This window comes from Segatella copri (assembly GCF_009494395.1).
Taxonomy (GTDB): Bacteria; Bacteroidota; Bacteroidia; order Bacteroidales; family Bacteroidaceae; genus Prevotella.
The window spans coordinates 1-16,480 of record NZ_VZCB01000006.1 but is presented as its reverse complement, the minus strand read 5'-3'; the positions used below and the strand labels follow the sequence as shown (position 1 = coordinate 16,480).

Genomic DNA, 16,480 nt, shown 5'->3' with positions numbered 1-16,480 from the left:
GACATTTGTCCCTTAACTTCCCTCTAACTTCCCTTAACTTCCCCATATGTGAAAGTTCAGTCTTAGTCTTGCAATCCTTTGACCTTTGGTTTGCAATCTGACTACAAAGTTAACACAATTATTTGGGATACGCAAAGAAATAAGCTCAAAAAACGAAGAATTATGGCTGGAAATGTAAAGATATTCAGGAAAAGTCTTGTTTTATATCTGATAAAGTTGTATCTTTGCAAGGTAGAAATCTTCGTTCATAAACATTGAATGTCCGTTCAGTGTCTTTGAACGGCGGTTCATAGACTTTGAATGTCGGTTCAATGTCTATGAACGGAGATTTCTCCTAGGATAAAATACTTTTCTTCCTAGGTTTGTGGTCTTTTCTTCTTAAGTGTGATCATAAATGCTGTAGGATGCAAAGGCTGCTGCAATAAGAAATACAGATAAACTAAAATAAGAAAGGAAACTGATATGGCTAAGTACAAATTGCAGGAAATGGGGGATATGCGCTATGATGGCAAGCGCAGAGTTTATCCCAAGATGGTGACCAATCGTACACTATCCCGAAAAGAGTTCGTCAAGATGATGCAGAACTACCATCGCGGTATTTCGGAAAGTACCACGGAGGCTGTATTGACCGATGTGGTTGATATGCTGGCAGACATGCTCTCCATGGGGTACAACGTGAATCTGGAAGGTTTCGGCACCTTCTCCCTCTCCCTCGCTTTCGAGGATGAGAAGCCTAGGGAAATTCTGAATCCAGATGATAAGATGACGTACCGCAAGGTGGGAGTGAAAGACATCAACTTCAAGGCGTCTCCAGAGTTTGTCAAGGATGTAAAGCGTGAAACCGACCGTGACCTGGAGCGTGATATGGGTGGTGTAAAGGTGATCCGTAAGCAGCTCTATTCCAAGGAAGAGCGCATCGCCCGAGCTCTGGAGGTGATAGAGAAGAACGGAGTCCTCACCCTAGGCGATTATGCCTCCATCAACAACCTGAGCCGTACTGCTGCCTCTATGGAACTGAAGGAGCTGACCTGTGATAAATCTTCGCCGATAGATTCACTAGGCCGCGGCAGCCATAAGGTTTGGGTGAAGAGGAAAGAATAAATAAAAATGGTAGTGTTATGGATGCAACATTACAAACAATAATTTTGCAACTTCCTAGTTCCGATATGCAATTTTTGAAAGAATTGGCTAAAAGAATGGGATGGGTTGCTAGCAAAGTGAAGTCTAACTCTAAAATGTCAGAGTTAGATAAGGCAATTCTCGATGTGAAGGAGGGGAATGTCAAGAACTTCGATACATTGGAGGATATGATGAACTATCTGGAAGCTTAGATATGAGTATAAAATGCCTGGTTAAGAAGTAAATCATTGAACTTTTGCATGTGGTTCATGCACGGGCTGAAGGCCCAGAAGCTCCTAGCCCAGGGCAACACTCTGGGTGTTAAGGCATTGTCCCCCTGCGCCCTGTAAGGGCAAAAGCCTTGAATATATGCTGCTTTATAACCAATTTTATTTGAATTTGCAAGAAACTTTCCGATTTTCTTGCAAATCCCAATTCTTTTTCGTACTTTTGCAGTTGTCTTGCTGTGGATGGCTGGCGATGAGTCGCTGGCTAGGTAAAAGTCCATGGCTTGGCCTATCATAATTAAGAAAGACGTGTACTACGTTTTCTTCTGATCTTTCGAAACCTAGGAAATTTCAAAAGTTACACTCAGATGAAGACAGCGGTAGGCGCCTTCGCTTTATGTGTGTATGTACACAGGCATAGGTGTGCCCTTTCCATTCGTTTGGATAGGGTACATCCTGTGCTATTATATATGCAAGTTTGGCGTAGGTTTCTGTTGCTTCTTATCCTTGTTGCCAAAGGTTTTCCTAGGACCTCAATCGAGCAAGGGTAATGCGAGTGATAGATTCCCTACGCCATTTCTGTTTTGGTAGCAACCATACAAACTAACAAAAAGTTTCTGCTTAGGGGAATGGCGGAAGTGCCAATATCCTAAGGAGATACAGACAGATGAGCACTAAGTTTTTCAATAATACTCCAGATAATTCCCTGTTCGAGAAGTTCAAGGGAATAGCCCACAACATGCTTGATTTTCATACCTTTCAGGCAGTAGTAGGATATTTCCGAAGTTCGGGCTATTTCAAACTTCGTGAGGAATTTGAGCAGGTAAAAAAGATACAGATATTGGTAGGTATCAATATCGACAACATATTCCGTAAGCAATCCAAACTCTTTTTCGGACAGATAGATGAACAAGCCGTCATCGATGCCTATTCTCAAGATTTCGTTGAAGAAGTGAAGAATGCGGGCTATGATGAGCAGACGGAGAGAGGTATCCTCCAGTTTTGCCAGGACATCATCGACAAAAAACTGGAGATGCGTATCCATCGAAGCAAAAACCTCCATGCCAAATTCTATCTTCTTCTCCCGGAAAACCATAATCCAAACTCTGATGGCTGGGTTATCATGGGGTCCTCTAATCTATCCGATTCCGGTATGGGAACCATGCCTGGCAACCGATATGAGTTGAACGTGGCGATGAAAGATTATGATGATGTGGAATATTGCAAGCAGGAATTTGAGCAGCTTTGGGAGCAGGCTGTTCCTCTGAATCTGCAAGACATCGAGCAGATGAAGGCGAAGACTCATCTTGCCCAGTTGCCTACACCATACGAACTCTATATGAAGGTGCTGATAGATACTTTCGGTTCGCAGGTGGAGGATGATTTTACGATGGAAATGCCTGAGGGTGTGAAGGATATCCGCTATCAGCACGATGCCGTGATTCAGGGTTATCAGATGCTGATGCAGCACAATGGCTTCTTCCTTGCCGATGTGGTGGGTTTGGGTAAAACCATTGTTGCCACGATGATTGCCAAGCGATTTGTTGAAGCAAATGGAAGATACACCAATATCCTGGTGGTTTATCCGCCAGCCTTGGAAAAGAACTGGACTGACACTTTCAAGCTTTTCGGCATCAAGCGCTACGCCCAGTTTGTGAGCAATGGCAGTCTGAATAAAATCATAGAGAGCGAAGGCAACTTCCGTGAAAAGGGAGAGTATGACCTGGTGATTGTTGATGAGGCGCATAACTTCCGTGGAGCCACCGCTGGCAGATACGATGATTTGCAGTTAATCTGCAAGACTCCTCGCATAAACGAAGGTTTGGTAAAAGGCCATCACAAGAAGGTGATGCTGCTTTCGGCTACTCCGCTCAATAATCGTCCAACCGATCTTCTGAATCTCTTGCTTCTCTTCCAGAATGCCCGCTATTCTACCATCGAAGGCATCCAGAATCTGCCTGTAACCTTCTCTCCATGGATAGAAGAATATGATAAGCTGATGCGTGAGCGTAAGTTAGACAAGTATAACGAAAGAAATGCAGAATTTGCTAAGCGTACCGATGACCTCTACGAGAAGATAAGAACGCAAGTGATTGATAAGGTGACGGTTAGACGAACCCGAAACAATATCAAGAATGTGCCTGCCTATAAGAAAGACTTGGATGACCAGCACATCGTATTCCCGGATATTCTGCCTCCTAACGAATTGATGTATGAATTAAATGGCGGTTTGAACGATCTCTTCTATAGTACGATGGCGATTCTTACCGATACGCCTCATCCCGAAGATAATCCTACAGGCAAGGGCTTGCACTATGCCCGCTATCGTGCCGTGGAGTTCTTGCAGGGCGAGGCGCGCAAGAAGTATCCTACTGCCCTTCATATTTCTACCATGCTGACAGGCATTTATCGTGTTCACATGGTCAAGCGATTGGAGAGCAGTTTCTATGCCTTCCGCCGTTCGCTCCACACTTTCCTCCGCATTACCGAGGATATGATCAAGATGTTTGACCAGAACAAGGTAATTATCGCTCCCGATATCAACGTGAAGGATAAGCAAGCCAAGGGCTGGGAACTGGACCGCATCATAGAATATGCCGTAGAAAAAGGCTTGAAAGAGGAAGATACGGTCTTTAAAAACGAAGATTTCAGCGAACGGTTTTTGGAGATGCTGAAAGAAGATGCTGAGAATTTGAAGAAGTTGTGTAAACAATGGGATGGGGTAAGCGAAGACCCTAAGCTGGAATTGTTTATCGATAAACTGGAACATGAATTCTTTGATAAGGAGATAAATCCTACAGGCAAACTGGTCATCTTCTCAGAGAGCGTAGATACTGTGAATTATCTGACGGAGCAGCTGCAGAATCGTCTGCATCGCCACGACATTCTGGATGTCTGTGCCAGCAATCGTACCAACAGGCAGGATATTCTCCGCAAGTGCTTTGATGCCAACTATGCCGAGCAATCGGATGAATTCAACATCGTGATTACCTCTGATGTGCTTGCCGAAGGTGTCAATCTGCATCGTGCCAATGTTATCATCAACTACGATTCGCCATGGAATGCTACCCGATTGATGCAGCGCATCGGTCGTGTCAACCGTATCGGTTCGGTGGCAGACAAGATATACAACTACATGTTCTATCCGTCGATGCAGGGCAACCAGGAGATTCATCTCTATAGCAACGCCCTCATCAAGTTGCAGGGCTTCCATTCAGCCTTTGGCGAGGATGCGCAGATTTACTCTAGAGAGGAAATTGTGAAAGAGTTCCAGATGTTCAATCCTGATATTCAGGATGCCGTGGATAGAAACCTGAAGTTTCTGGAAGAAGCCCGTGAGCTTTATCGCATCCGTCGCAAGCTCTACAACAGCATCAAGGCTTTGCCGATGAAGAGCCGAACGGTGAGGGAAATCGGAAAACATTCTCATTCCACTATCGTCTATCTTTCTTCGCCTCAGAAGGTAGAGTATTATTGGGTTAAGGCTGACGGCAAGGCTTTGTCTATCCCATTCCTGGATGCGATGGACATCATGAAGGCTGAGATGGAGGAGAAGCCGGGTGACTTTGCGAAGGTGATGGATTTCCATTACGACCAGGTGAAACTGGCTTTGGAATCCTACCAGAAGGTGGTGAGAAGAGTGGTGGATGCCGAAAGCATGGAGAATAGGAAGAAAGATAAATCGACCAATGCCGTGCTGAGTATTCTTCGTACGATGAATCGGACCTTGACTGCTGTGGGTGCGGAGAAGACTGTGGCGCAAATCAAGAAGTTGGAGCAGATTGTGGAACTGGGTGTCTTCATCGGACTCAATTCCAGCATCAACAGTTTCAATCGTCTGGTAAAGAAGCAGAAACCATCCAGCGAAGAACTCGTAGCGCAAATCATAGACAAGGTAGATGAACTCTTTGATCGCTACAACATTCCGCTGGATACCGACGAGGAAAGAAACGAGGAAAGCTTGGAACCGCAGATTGTGGTATCTGAGTCATTCATCTAAGTCTCTATATATAATAAGGTGTAAGAACAGAAAAAACAAAGATAGTTATGGCTACATATAATAAAGAAACATTCAAGCGACTCTTTCAGTCAAAGTTCAATCTTTCGAAGTGGCAGATGTTGCTGCAGGATTACTTTCATGCCGACAAGGTGCGTGTGAGAGCTGAGGCTTTGGACGAGGATGCCGAAGACCGCAAGGGGTATTTCCTGGGCAGTATGACAACGCAAGACAATTATGAGTTAGGCTTCTTCTATTATGAAATGGAGGATGGTTCGGTGCTGCGTCGCAAGGTGGGGCTTCGTAATCTGATTCGCCCTTATCTGGGCTATGGCTTTGATGCAGCCTTGGCGGTATTTAATGATGGAACCAACTGGCGTCTGTCTTTGATTTGCGATTTGAAGGAAGATGCTACCAACACCAAGCGATTCACCTATGTGTTTGGTGATGAGAAGGCTTTTTATAAAACTCCTATACTTCGTTTTGAAAGTTTACGGACAAAAGCCAATGAGTTTCTTGAAATCAAGAAAGCGTTCTCTGTAGAAGCGCTTTCTGATGATTTCTTCGATGCTTACCGCAAGCAGTATGCCGAGTTCGTGAAGTTCATTACGGGTAAGGAATATGTAAAGAAGGGAAACAAATGGGTGGAGCAGGAAACTGGAGAGCCTGATGCCCAGTACTTTTCATCCTTTAAGGAGGATGATAAACTGGTTCGCGATTATATCAAGAAGATGATGGGTCGTATCGTGTTCCTTTATTTCCTGCAGAGTAAGGGATGGCTTGCTGGCAATCTGCATTACATGCACGATTTGTTCTATGATGCCTCTGATGAAGTAAAGGAAGATTTTCTGGATAAGGTGCTTGAACCGATGTTCTTTGGCTTGCTCAATACCAAGCCAGAGGACCGGAGTAGTGCGCCTTTGGTTAACGGAGTGGGAGTGAAGTATATTCCGAATGCCGATGAAATTCCTTATCTTAATGGTGGTCTTTTCCAGCAGGAGAAGATAGATGAAGTAGATTCTGTCTTCCCTGCCGGAATGTTCCAGTCGCTCTTCGATTTCTTTGATAGTTACAACTTTACGATTGATGAGAACGATCCGAATGATGCCGAGGTGGGTGTTGATCCGGAGATGCTTGGCAAGATTTTCGAGAATCTTTTGGAGGATAACAAGGACAAGGGAGCCTTCTATACCCCAAAGGAAATCGTTCGTTACATGTGTCAGGAGTCGCTGACGGCGTATCTGCAAACTGGCATAGATGATGCAGAGGTTAAGGAACATATTGCTAACTTTGTGAAAACCAATGATGTGGAGGAGCTGGGTGGAGCTTCTTCAGAACTTGCCATGTCTATCGACCGGAAGTTGATAGACGTGAAGATTTGCGACCCTGCCATCGGTTCGGGAGCTTTCCCTATGGGTTTACTCCGTGAACTCTATGCATGTCGCAAGTCTATCGAAATCTTCGAGGAGGATAATGCTGCCGACATCAAGCGCCATATCATTCAGAACAACATTTATGGTGTTGATATAGAGAAGGGAGCCGTAGATATCGCCCGTCTCCGTTTCTGGCTTGCTCTTATCATCGATGAAAAGGAGCCGATGCCTTTGCCTAATCTCGACTTTAAGATTATGCAGGGCAACTCGTTGCTGGAGAGTTATAAAGGGGTGGATTTGGATGTTACTTCCAAGAAGTTGAAGACCGGCAAGGATACCAAGAAAACTCGTGGTGTTCTCTCGTTGGGTTTTGAGGAAACTGATGTTCAGAAGACCATTCAGGATTTAGTAAAATCATATTTTAGTATCACCGATCATACCTTGCGTGCTCAGCGTCGCCAGCAGATAGATAAGTATGTGAAGGATTACATCAAGGTTTGTGCCGAGGGAAATCATGAGGTGCAGGATGCTGTAGATGAATTGGAGATTCCAAATGACCAGTTCTTCCTTTGGCATACATATTTTGCGGATGTATTCGAAAAGGGCGGATTTGATATTGTGATTGGTAATCCGCCGTATGTTAATGTGGAAGGTATTTCTGTGGAAGATAAGAAAATATATAAGGATACTTTTACTTGTTTTGAAAAGCGTGCAGATTTGTTTTCGCTATTTTTGGAAATGGCATTGACCAAATTAGCGTCAGCTAGTGCTGTTGTTACCTATATCATTCCTTCTATCATCCATTCCAATTTGTCGTATAAAAAATTGCGCAATCTTTTCTTAGATAATAAATGGTTATCGGAAGTATGTTATACTGGTGGTAAAGTTTTCCATGCCCCTACAGTTGATACTACTATTTTACGTTTCTGTAAAAGAGGAAACAAAAAAATCATATTGAAGAATGCTGTGGAGTTTGAAAATCAGAAAGTTAGCTCTGTTCCAAGTGATTATTTCTCTTTGTTCCAGAATCTTATTAGTATTAGTGATCAAAAGACTAATGATTTAATGGGTAAACTATTTAATCATGACTTCCCTCGACTTGATGAGAATTTCTCTGTATTTCAAGGCATTGTAACAGGTAATAATCCTGCATTTATTTTTGATTCGGAATCAGATGCGTTGTCGAATGGGATAGATAAAGAGTTGCTTCATCCTCTTTGTCATGGAAGAGACATAGAACGATATGCTGTTAGAAGTAGAGAACGTAGAATCTTATATCTAAATAATTCTGTAAATATAGAGACTTACCCAAATACAGAAACTTGGCTTGCTGCTTTTAAGGACGCATTGTCAAAACGGAGAGAAGCGAAGAATGGTGCGATTCAATGGTATTCTTTACAATGGCCTCGAGTGAAAAGAGAATTGGATTTGAAAGAGAAAATCTTAGTCCAAAATACAAGAAATGAGGCATTGAAAACAAGAATTTGTGCTGTATTGGATGATAAGTCTGTATATGGAAGTCAAGGTGTAAACTTCATAATTCCAAATGATGTTCATGCTTCTCTACGTTACCTGTTGGGAATATTGGATTCTACGTTAATCAATTATTTGTTTGCCACAAGGTTCTTGAATTTAGCAATAAAGGCTGAATATCTGAAACAATTGAGAATACCAATTCCAAGTGCGGTGATTCTGAAACAATTGGAATCATTGGTTTCAAAAGTGTTGGAGTTGAAAAAAGTAAACATAGAAGCCGACACTACTTCCTTAGAATATCAAATCGACTTCCTCGTCTATCACCTCTATGGCTTGACCTATGATGAAGTGTTGATTGTTGACCCAGAGACTCCAATCTCACGTGAGGAGTATGAGGCATATAAAGAGGAATAAAGACGGAATTTGTAAGTGAGATTAGCTTATTATGAAATTGATATTCAGTATTTTAGTTCTAGCGACCCCGTGAAATGCGGGGGCGCTAGAATCCTATTCCGAGTGTCAGAGCTGGGGAATATATTATAGGTGGAACTCTTTTTAAAGCTTTTGCCCTTACAGGGCGCATTGCTGATTGCTAGCATACCCAGGGCGTTGCCCTGGGCTAAGAGCTTTTGGGCCTTCAGCCCGTTCTTGAACCACCTGCAATGTCCTATTTTATGTTAGATCTTTCGAGTATTGTGCGCACAGCCCGATAGTGAGGATCTTTTTTGATGTCTCGCTTGGGACTAATATCATATTTGTGCTCTGTTTCGTCTGCCATTTCTTGGAAACGACGAGCCGCCTCACCATAGAGTGTTGGTATTGCTTTTATTGGATAAGCCATAATCCTTCTGCCTTTAATTCTTCTATAAATTCTTCAAAATCTGTAGCCTTGCCTGTCCTTTCGTATTCCGCTTCAATGGCTTCAATCCTAGCCACGGCTTCTTCTTCATTAGCCGGATGCCAGCCAACAGGATATCTTTTCTCTTTCATGAGCTCTTTCCTTTATAGTTTTCTTTTGAATTGTCTAATCAGATATCTAGGGCTTCTTCTCATATCCCATAAATCTACGAAAATGACGAGGTCGTTGGCTTCGTCGTAGCGATAGATAATCTTCCAATTCTCCTTGATGATCGCACTATGGTAAGGGTGGTGGTAAAGTGTTAATCTTATGCTAGCCATGGATATTGTGCAATTAGTTCTCTTTCAAAATCTTCAGCATCAATATATTGCCCATTCTCATATTCCGCCTCAATAGCTTCAATCCTAGCTATGGCTTCTTCTTCATTAGCCGGATGCCAGCCAACAGGATATCTTTTCTCTTTCATAAGCTTGCGTATTTTATCTGCTGCAAAAATACGATTATTATCTGAATCATGCAAGAAAAATGGGAGAAATGTTTTATAAAGTATCTTATAATCAAGGTTTTTGTTCTTTGTTGGGCTTGGGAACGGTTCTGAAAAAAAAGTCACAATACCTAGCTGATAGAGCTGGGTATTGTGACTTTGCTTTTTGTTATATGTGTTTATTCGAAAATAATCACTAAATCTTAGTGGTGTTTCAAATCACACGCAGCCTGCTCATAGTCGATGAGATGATCGATGGTAGGGTGGTCGCCGCAGATTTCGCAGGATGCACGCTTCTTTACCTTGATGGTGCGGAAGTTCATCGTCTTGGCATCGAAGGTGAGCAATCGGTCGGTGAGCAGTTCGCCTACACCGAGGATGTACTTCAAAGCCTCTGCTGCCTGAATGGTTCCGAGCATACCAGCGATGGCACCAAGGACTCCTGCCTGGCTACTGGTAGGAACAGTGCCTGCTGGAGGTGGCTCCTTGAAGAAACAACGGTAACAAGCCGTGCCTGGAAGATGGGTGAAGGTCTGCCCCTGGAATCTCAGGATGCCGCCATGCGAGAATGCCTTGCCCAGTCGCACACAGGCATCATTGATGAGGAACTTCACCGGGAAGTTGTCGGTGCAATCAATGACGAAATCCCATGGCTTGATGATTTCCTCGGCATTGTCTGAGGCGAGGAAGGTATGGTAGGTTGTTACCTCCACATCAGGATTGATGGCAATCATCTTCTCCTTGGCGCTTTCCACCTTAGGGGTGTTCAAGTCCTTGGTCTGGTGGATGACCTGTCGTTGCAGGTTGCTGAGGTCAACCACATCGGCATCTACGATACCGATATGTCCCACGCCAGCCGCAGCGAGGTAGAGGGCAACTGGGGAACCCAATCCTCCGGCACCAATGATGAGCACCTTGGCATTGAGGAGCTTTTCCTGTCCCTCGAGGCCTACATCCTGAAGGAGGATGTGGCGGCTGTATCTTTCTATCTGTTCTTCTGTTAAATCTATCATTTTATAGTACTTTATGTCTTTTTTCTTTAGTAAAAAATTACTTTGTATAGCAGTTTATGCTCATACAGCAGTATAGAAAAAGGTCGCAAACAATTAACAGCTTGCGACCTTTGATATTCTTTATAAGAACCCGAATTATAAATTCCCGAATCTGGAAGTATAATTCTCTCATTCTCAAATTCTTGATTTACTCGATAACCACGAGTGCATCCTCTTCGAGCACAGCCTGACCAGGCTTAACGCAGATAGCGGTTACCTTACCATCCTTCTCAGCCTCGATGTTGTTCTGCATCTTCATAGCCTCGAGAACGACAACTGTATCGCCTGCCTTTACCTCCTGACCAACAGCTACCTCGATGCTGGTAATAGTACCAGGGAGAGGAGCCTTTACAGCGTTGGCTGTATTTACGTTGGCAGCTGGAGTAGCCTCAGCATCATCAGATGCAGCTGCTGGCTGACCGAGCACAACCTTCTTCTTCTCTGGCTCAGCCTCCTGTTCCATCTCAACCTTGTAAGCTTCGCCATTTACGTTCACGCTTGCGATGTTACCCTCAACAGCGTCAATCTGAACCTTGTATTCTTTTCCGTCAATTGTATATTTAAACTCTTTCATTTCTATTACATTATGGTTTAGCTGTTAAACTCAAGAACTTGGCGTTCCACATCGTCTGACGTGGCTTGATAGTGATGATGCCAGGCTCCTTGTCGTGTACGTTATTGCCCTGGTACTCATAGAGTGCCATGGCAATCGCAGCATAAATATTCTTATCCATTTATTCTAATGTTTAATTATATCATTACATTGGCATACAGCCATGCTTCTTAGCTGGCAAGCTCTGACGCTTGGTAGCGAGCTGAGCCAAACCACGGCAGATGCGGAAACGGGTGTTACGTGGCTCGATGACATCATCGATGTAGCCATACTGAGCAGCCTGATATGGATTAGCAAACTTGTCAGTATACTCCTGCTCCTTCTCAGCCAGGAATGCCTTTACATCCTCGCCAGCTTCCTTCTTAGCCTTAGCTTCCTTACCACAGAGAACGGCAACGGCACCGCTGGCACCCATTACAGCAATCTCTGAAGATGGCCAAGCGAAGTTCAAGTCAGCACGCAACTGCTTGCAACCCATCACGATGTGGCTACCACCATAGCTCTTACGCAATGTGATAGTGATCTTTGGCACGGTAGCCTCGCCGTAAGCGTAGAGCAACTGTGCACCGTGGAGGATGACAGCGTTGTACTCCTGACCTGTACCTGGCAAGAATCCTGGTACGTCTACGAGAGATACGATAGGAATATTGAAGGCATCGCAGAAACGAACGAAGCGGGCTGCCTTGCGGCTAGCGTTTACATCGAGTACACCTGCGTAAGCTGCTGGCTGGTTGGCTACGATACCAACGCTCTGACCATTAAAGCGGGCGAAACCTGTAATGATGTTCTTGGCGAACTTAGGCTGAACCTCGAAGAACTCTCCGTTATCGGTTACAGCACCAATCACCTTATACATATCGTATGCCTGGTTTGGATCGTCTGGGATAATCTCGTTCAGAGTATCGTCCATGCGGTCGATTGGGTCTGTGCACTCAACGCGTGGAGCCTCTTCTGTATTGTTGCTAGGGATGTAAGAGAGCAGGCTCTTGATCATCTCGATAGCCTCTTCCTCTGTCTTAGCAGCGAAGTGGGTTACACCACTCTTGGTTGCGTGAACAGATGCACCACCGAGGTGTTCTGCATCGATGTCCTCACCAGTTACGGTCTTTACAACCTTAGGACCAGTCAGGAACATGTAAGAAGTCTGCTCCTTCATGATGATGAAGTCGGTCAAACCTGGAGAGTAAACGGCACCACCGGCGCAAGGGCCCATGATAGCAGAAATCTGTGGGATGACACCAGAAGCGAGGATGTTGCGCTCGAAGATCTCACCATAACCAGCGAGGGCGCAGATACCTTCCTGAATACGAGCACCACCTGAGTCGTTCATGCAGATAACAGGTGCACCCATAGTCATAGCCATATCCATTACCTTGCAGATCTTCTGTGCCATAGTCTCAGAGAGTGAACCACCATTTACGGTGAAGTCCTGAGCATATACGTAAACCAGACGGCCAGCTATAGTAGCGCTACCAGCTACAACACCATCACCGAGGTACTGCTTCTTCTCCATGCCAAAGTTAGTGCAACGATGCAACTTGAACATATCATACTCCTCGAAACTGCCGGCATCTACCAACATTTCGATACGCTCACGAGCGGTATATTTGCCACGTGCATGCTGCTTCTCGATGGCCTTCTCGCCACCGCCAAGACGAGCCTGTTCGCGCTTTGCGATCAGCTCCTTAATCTTTTCTACTTGTTTGCTCATAATTGATTATTATGTATTATTTCTTTATTCTTTATAGAATGTATTTCTGAATAGATGGGGTGGGGAACGGGCCGTCACCACATAATTCGGGCGCAAAGATACGAAAAAAACCGCAGATAGCGAACTATCTACGGTTAAATATTTAGAATATTGTGAAAAATCTCCACTTTTGGGTTCTAAAATTCCAGAAGTACACGGGCATTGAGCTGGCGGCCTGTCAGATAATTAGGCACGGCATACTGCTGGCTGGTTACATCGGTTACCCAGTAGTAGCTGTTCACGTTGTCGATGCCGAAGAGGTTGAGGCAGTCTACGCCCAGCGTTACGTTCTTCAGGAAGGTCTTCTTCTCCCGGCGGCTGTTGTCGAGCAGCTGATAGCTCATGCCGATATCGGCACGGCGATAGGCGGTGGCACGGAAACTGTTGGTCTCCAACTCCTTGTGGGGGGCGGCGAATGGCAATCCGTCGGCAAAGGCAAGCTTCAGCGACATGCGCCATTTCTTGCTGCCAGGGAAGTAGTCGGTGAAGAAGAGGTTCACCGCATAGCGCTGGTCGGTAGGCAGAGGGATGCTCTTGCCGTTGAGCTTCATCTTCGTATCCATCAGCGAGAGGCTGAGCCAGGAATCCGTACCCGGTACAAACTCGCCATAGAGCTTGAAATCAAGTCCGGCTGCATGACCGCTGCACTCGTTCTGACCGTAATATACCACCTTCACGTTGCTGACGGAATAAGGTACGATGTTGCTCAATGCCTTGTAGTAAGCCTCGGCAGAGAACTTGAACCGCTGGTCGTTCATCCGGAAACGGTAGTCGTAACCGGCGATGAAATGGATGCTTCGCTGGCTCTTGATCTTCTCGTTGAGCGATGCTACGGTCACTCCGTTGACGGTTGTCGTATCTCTCAGCTCCTTGAAGAAAGGTGCCTGATAGTATAGTCCGGCTGCCAGGCGGAGCGTGGTGTTCTCGTGGTTTGCCGGAATGATGGCGAGAGAGATACGTGGACTCAGGATCGTCTCGCGGTTGAAGTTCCAGTGACTCATGCGCACACCATAGTTCAGCGTGTAATGCGTCTGTCCGTTTCCAGTGCTGTCGGCAGTACCGCCCGAGAATCGGTAGGTGTCCTGTATGTAGGCTTCTATACGATTGGCATTCAGTTCGTTACGGGCTTTCATGGAATAAATCATATAGAGGTCCTTTCCGGTGTGGGGAACGCTGTATCCGGCAGAATCGCGCATCTCGTATTCGATGGAATTCTCTTCGATATGTTCCCTTTTCAGGGTGACAGCCGCTTCTGCATTGTGCTTCTTTACCTTGTGGCGCAGCATCAGCTTGGCGCTCATCACACGGGCTGTGAGGTAGTTGCGGGCATGCTCGAAATAGGTTCCCACACCCAGGTTTTCCGATGTCTCGGTCTGGTCGAGCCAGTATTGTCCCTGGATGTCGTATTTCTCCTGTTCCTTGGTATGGAAGGCACTTCCCAGGAGGGAGAGGCTGGTGTTCGGGGTGATGTGGCGGGTGATGCCAAGGGTTCCGAAATAGGTGAGGAAGCGGTCTTTCTCCTGTCCGTCGAAGTACACCCTGAAACTCTTCACGTTCTCCATCGTTCCGAACGAGGTCTCGCGGTCGGACGGTTCGAAGTTGTAATGATTGTCAGAGATATATCCTATGAAGTCTATCTTCCATCGCTTGTTGGGCTGATAGCTCAGATAGGTCTGGTAATCAAGATATTGTGGCTTGTATTCTCCCTTAGTCTCCAGCGAACCGAGGAGGTAGGAGGTGGTCTTGTATCTCACGCTGTTGAGCCATGAGAGTTTCCGGGTTCCTATTCCGATATAGGTATCGGCTCCCAGCAGGCTGGCAGCCACGCTTCCTTCTACTACAGGCTTCTTGCCCTTGGCTTTCAGCGTCTTGTAGGTGATGTCGAGTGCCGAGCTCATCTTGTCGCCGTATTTCGCTCCGTAGCCTCCGGTAGAGAAGCCTATCTTGTCTACCATATATGGATTGATGACGGAAAGACCTTCCTGCTGACCGCTTCGGACGAGGAACGGACGGTATACTTCCACATTATTTATATATACGGAGTTCTCGTCGAAGGCACCGCCACGCACGTTGTACTGCGAGGAAAGTTCGCTGTGGGTACTCACGCCAGCCTGCTGCTGGATGATGCCTTCCACGCCGTTGCCGTTGGCAGAAGGAGCCATCTTGATGTCCTTGACCTTGATGTCCTGCGTCTGGTCAGACTGTATCTTCTCTCCCGTCACATTCACGTCGCCCAGCATCGTGGCATCGGTATGTAGCACCACCTGGAGGGTCTGCTTTCCTCTAGGCTTTCTCAGGACGCGCACCTTGGTCTTGTAGCCGATCATCGAGAATTTGACGGCTACGCTGTCGGCAGAATGCAGATGCATGCTGAATTCACCCTTGAGCGAAGTGAAAGCCACCTTTCCCTGGCTTACGACGGAAACCGTGGCAAGTTCTACGGGGTTGTTGTCATCATTGGTGACTCTACCCTGCAGCGTGAATTCCTGTGCCATCATCTTCAGGGTAGCAATCAGGCATATTATAATGATAAAAAATTTCTGTTTCATGTAGTATTTAACGAAGAAAGTTGATTTTTATTATAAAAAGAACGCCTAAAAAGGCAAAAAATAGCAAAATAGAGCATTTGTTTTGAGTTTCAAGTGGTTGTGGCAGTCTTTGGCTTTAGTTGTCAGTGACAAGGAAATGAGGAAAAAGCAGATTAGAGAAGTAGAAACGCTTTCAAATCATTACCTCGCAGAAACGCCCTAATAAGCATTTTTAACGGTGGCGGTTCATATTTCTCCATTCTGCGTAAGTTTTGGTTTTGCCATGCAACTCTCATAGTTTAATTTTGCACCGAACAAAAAAGTAAGAATTATGAGATGCACTTTCAAGACAGTCTTCTATGTAAATGGAAGCAAGGAGAGAAATGGAATTGTCCCAATCATGGGGCGAGTGACAATCAACGGAACTATCGCACAGTTCAGTTGCAAGCAGAGCGTGACCAAGGCAATCTGGGATGCCAAGGGCAACAGAGCCATTGGCAAGAGCAAGGAAGCCAAGGAGGTGAACTTTGCGCTTGACAACATCAAGGCTCAAATCGCCAAGCATTACCAGCGACTTTCCGACCGTGAGGCGTTCGTTACCGCTGAAATGGTGAGAAATGCCTACCAAGGCATAGGCACGGAGTATGAGACCTTGCTCAGAGCCTTTGACAAGGAGAACGCTGCTTTTGCCAAGCGTGTAGGCAAGGACAGAGCCAAGAACACCTACCGCAAGTATCTGACGGTAAGAAAGTACGTTGCCGAGTTTATTAAGTATCAGTACAAGCGCAGCGATATGTCCATGAATGAGCTTACCGAGGAGTTCATCCGTGACTATTGCCTGTATTTGAAGAATGTTGTCGGACTAGCGCAGTCCTCCATTTGGATTTACTCCATACCACTGAAACATATCGTAACGGCAGCCCACTACAACGGCAAGATACCGAGAAATCCATTTGCCATGTACCACGTTGACCCAGACCACAAGGAACGTGAGTTCTTGAC

At 45.5% G+C, this 16,480-nt stretch carries 15 protein-coding genes; 5 read left to right on the top strand and 10 right to left on the bottom strand.

What is annotated here, in order from left to right; all coding sequences use genetic code 11:
• Positions 1–462 precede the first annotated feature (462 nt).
• Together F7D73_RS00720 and F7D73_RS00715 are read left to right on the top strand one after the other, a co-directional pair.
• Positions 463–1,101 carry an HU family DNA-binding protein gene (locus F7D73_RS00720; RefSeq protein WP_153121833.1) on the top strand — a complete coding sequence of 213 codons (639 nt, stop codon included), beginning with the start codon at positions 463–465 and terminating at the stop codon, positions 1,099–1,101.
• 83 nt (positions 1,102–1,184) lie between these two features.
• Entirely contained in the window at positions 1,185–1,331 is a 147-nt protein-coding gene (locus tag F7D73_RS00715; protein WP_153121832.1) for a hypothetical protein, read from the top strand.
• Here F7D73_RS00715 and F7D73_RS15980 read toward each other — a convergent pair.
• Positions 1,328–1,642, bottom strand: a complete 315-nt coding sequence (locus F7D73_RS15980) for a hypothetical protein (protein ID WP_194256804.1) — start codon at positions 1,640–1,642, stop codon at positions 1,328–1,330. The two genes, F7D73_RS00715 and F7D73_RS15980, sit on opposite strands and share 4 nt — an antisense overlap.
• A 371-nt stretch (positions 1,643–2,013) precedes the next feature.
• Between F7D73_RS15980 and F7D73_RS00710 the strand changes: the two genes are divergently transcribed.
• Positions 2,014–5,346: a helicase-related protein gene (locus F7D73_RS00710; protein WP_153121831.1), complete on the top strand. Its 3,333-nt coding sequence runs from the start codon at positions 2,014–2,016 to the stop codon at positions 5,344–5,346.
• A 47-nt stretch (positions 5,347–5,393) separates the two neighbouring features.
• A complete protein-coding gene (locus F7D73_RS00705; RefSeq protein ID WP_153121830.1) occupies positions 5,394–8,606 on the top strand; it encodes an Eco57I restriction-modification methylase domain-containing protein in 3,213 nt (1,070 codons plus the stop codon).
• Positions 8,607–8,859: 253 nt separating this feature from the next.
• Here F7D73_RS00705 and F7D73_RS15975 read toward each other — a convergent pair whose 3' ends face one another.
• The 9 genes from F7D73_RS15975 to F7D73_RS00670 form a co-directional block, all read right to left on the bottom strand.
• On the bottom strand, positions 8,860–9,033 hold the full coding sequence (locus tag F7D73_RS15975; protein ID WP_194256803.1) for a hypothetical protein: 174 nt from the start codon (positions 9,031–9,033) through the stop codon (positions 8,860–8,862).
• A complete protein-coding gene (locus F7D73_RS00700; RefSeq protein ID WP_153121829.1) occupies positions 9,018–9,182 on the bottom strand; it encodes a hypothetical protein in 165 nt (54 codons plus the stop codon). The genes F7D73_RS15975 and F7D73_RS00700 overlap by 16 nt, the downstream gene beginning before the upstream one ends.
• A 12-nt stretch (positions 9,183–9,194) precedes the next feature.
• A complete protein-coding gene (locus F7D73_RS00695; RefSeq protein ID WP_153121828.1) occupies positions 9,195–9,371 on the bottom strand; it encodes a hypothetical protein in 177 nt (58 codons plus the stop codon).
• Positions 9,359–9,517: a hypothetical protein gene (locus F7D73_RS00690; RefSeq protein ID WP_153121827.1), complete on the bottom strand. Its 159-nt coding sequence runs from the start codon at positions 9,515–9,517 to the stop codon at positions 9,359–9,361. The genes F7D73_RS00695 and F7D73_RS00690 overlap by 13 nt, the downstream gene beginning before the upstream one ends.
• 221 nt (positions 9,518–9,738) lie before the next feature.
• Positions 9,739–10,548 carry a HesA/MoeB/ThiF family protein gene (locus tag F7D73_RS00685; RefSeq protein ID WP_153121826.1) on the bottom strand — a complete coding sequence of 270 codons (810 nt, stop codon included), beginning with the start codon at positions 10,546–10,548 and terminating at the stop codon, positions 9,739–9,741.
• Between the two features lie 187 nt (positions 10,549–10,735).
• Complete coding sequence (locus F7D73_RS00680) at positions 10,736–11,161, bottom strand: biotin/lipoyl-containing protein (protein ID WP_022120280.1); 426 nt, start codon at positions 11,159–11,161, stop codon at positions 10,736–10,738.
• 10 nt (positions 11,162–11,171) lie between these two features.
• The gene (locus tag F7D73_RS15970) at positions 11,172–11,321 is read right to left on the bottom strand and encodes a hypothetical protein (protein WP_176425588.1); all 150 of its coding nucleotides are present in this window, start codon (positions 11,319–11,321) and stop codon (positions 11,172–11,174) included.
• Between the two features lie 24 nt (positions 11,322–11,345).
• Positions 11,346–12,911, bottom strand: coding sequence for an acyl-CoA carboxylase subunit beta (locus F7D73_RS00675; protein WP_117726979.1), 1,566 nt, complete (start codon positions 12,909–12,911; stop codon positions 11,346–11,348).
• Positions 12,912–13,087: 176 nt separating this feature from the next.
• Positions 13,088–15,499: a TonB-dependent receptor gene (locus F7D73_RS00670; RefSeq protein WP_153121825.1), complete on the bottom strand. Its 2,412-nt coding sequence runs from the start codon at positions 15,497–15,499 to the stop codon at positions 13,088–13,090.
• 310 nt (positions 15,500–15,809) lie between these two features.
• Between F7D73_RS00670 and F7D73_RS00665 the strand changes: the two genes are divergently transcribed.
• Positions 15,810–16,480: phage integrase SAM-like domain and Arm DNA-binding domain-containing protein (locus F7D73_RS00665; RefSeq protein WP_194256802.1), on the top strand; the 671-nt coding region annotated here is incomplete at its 3' end.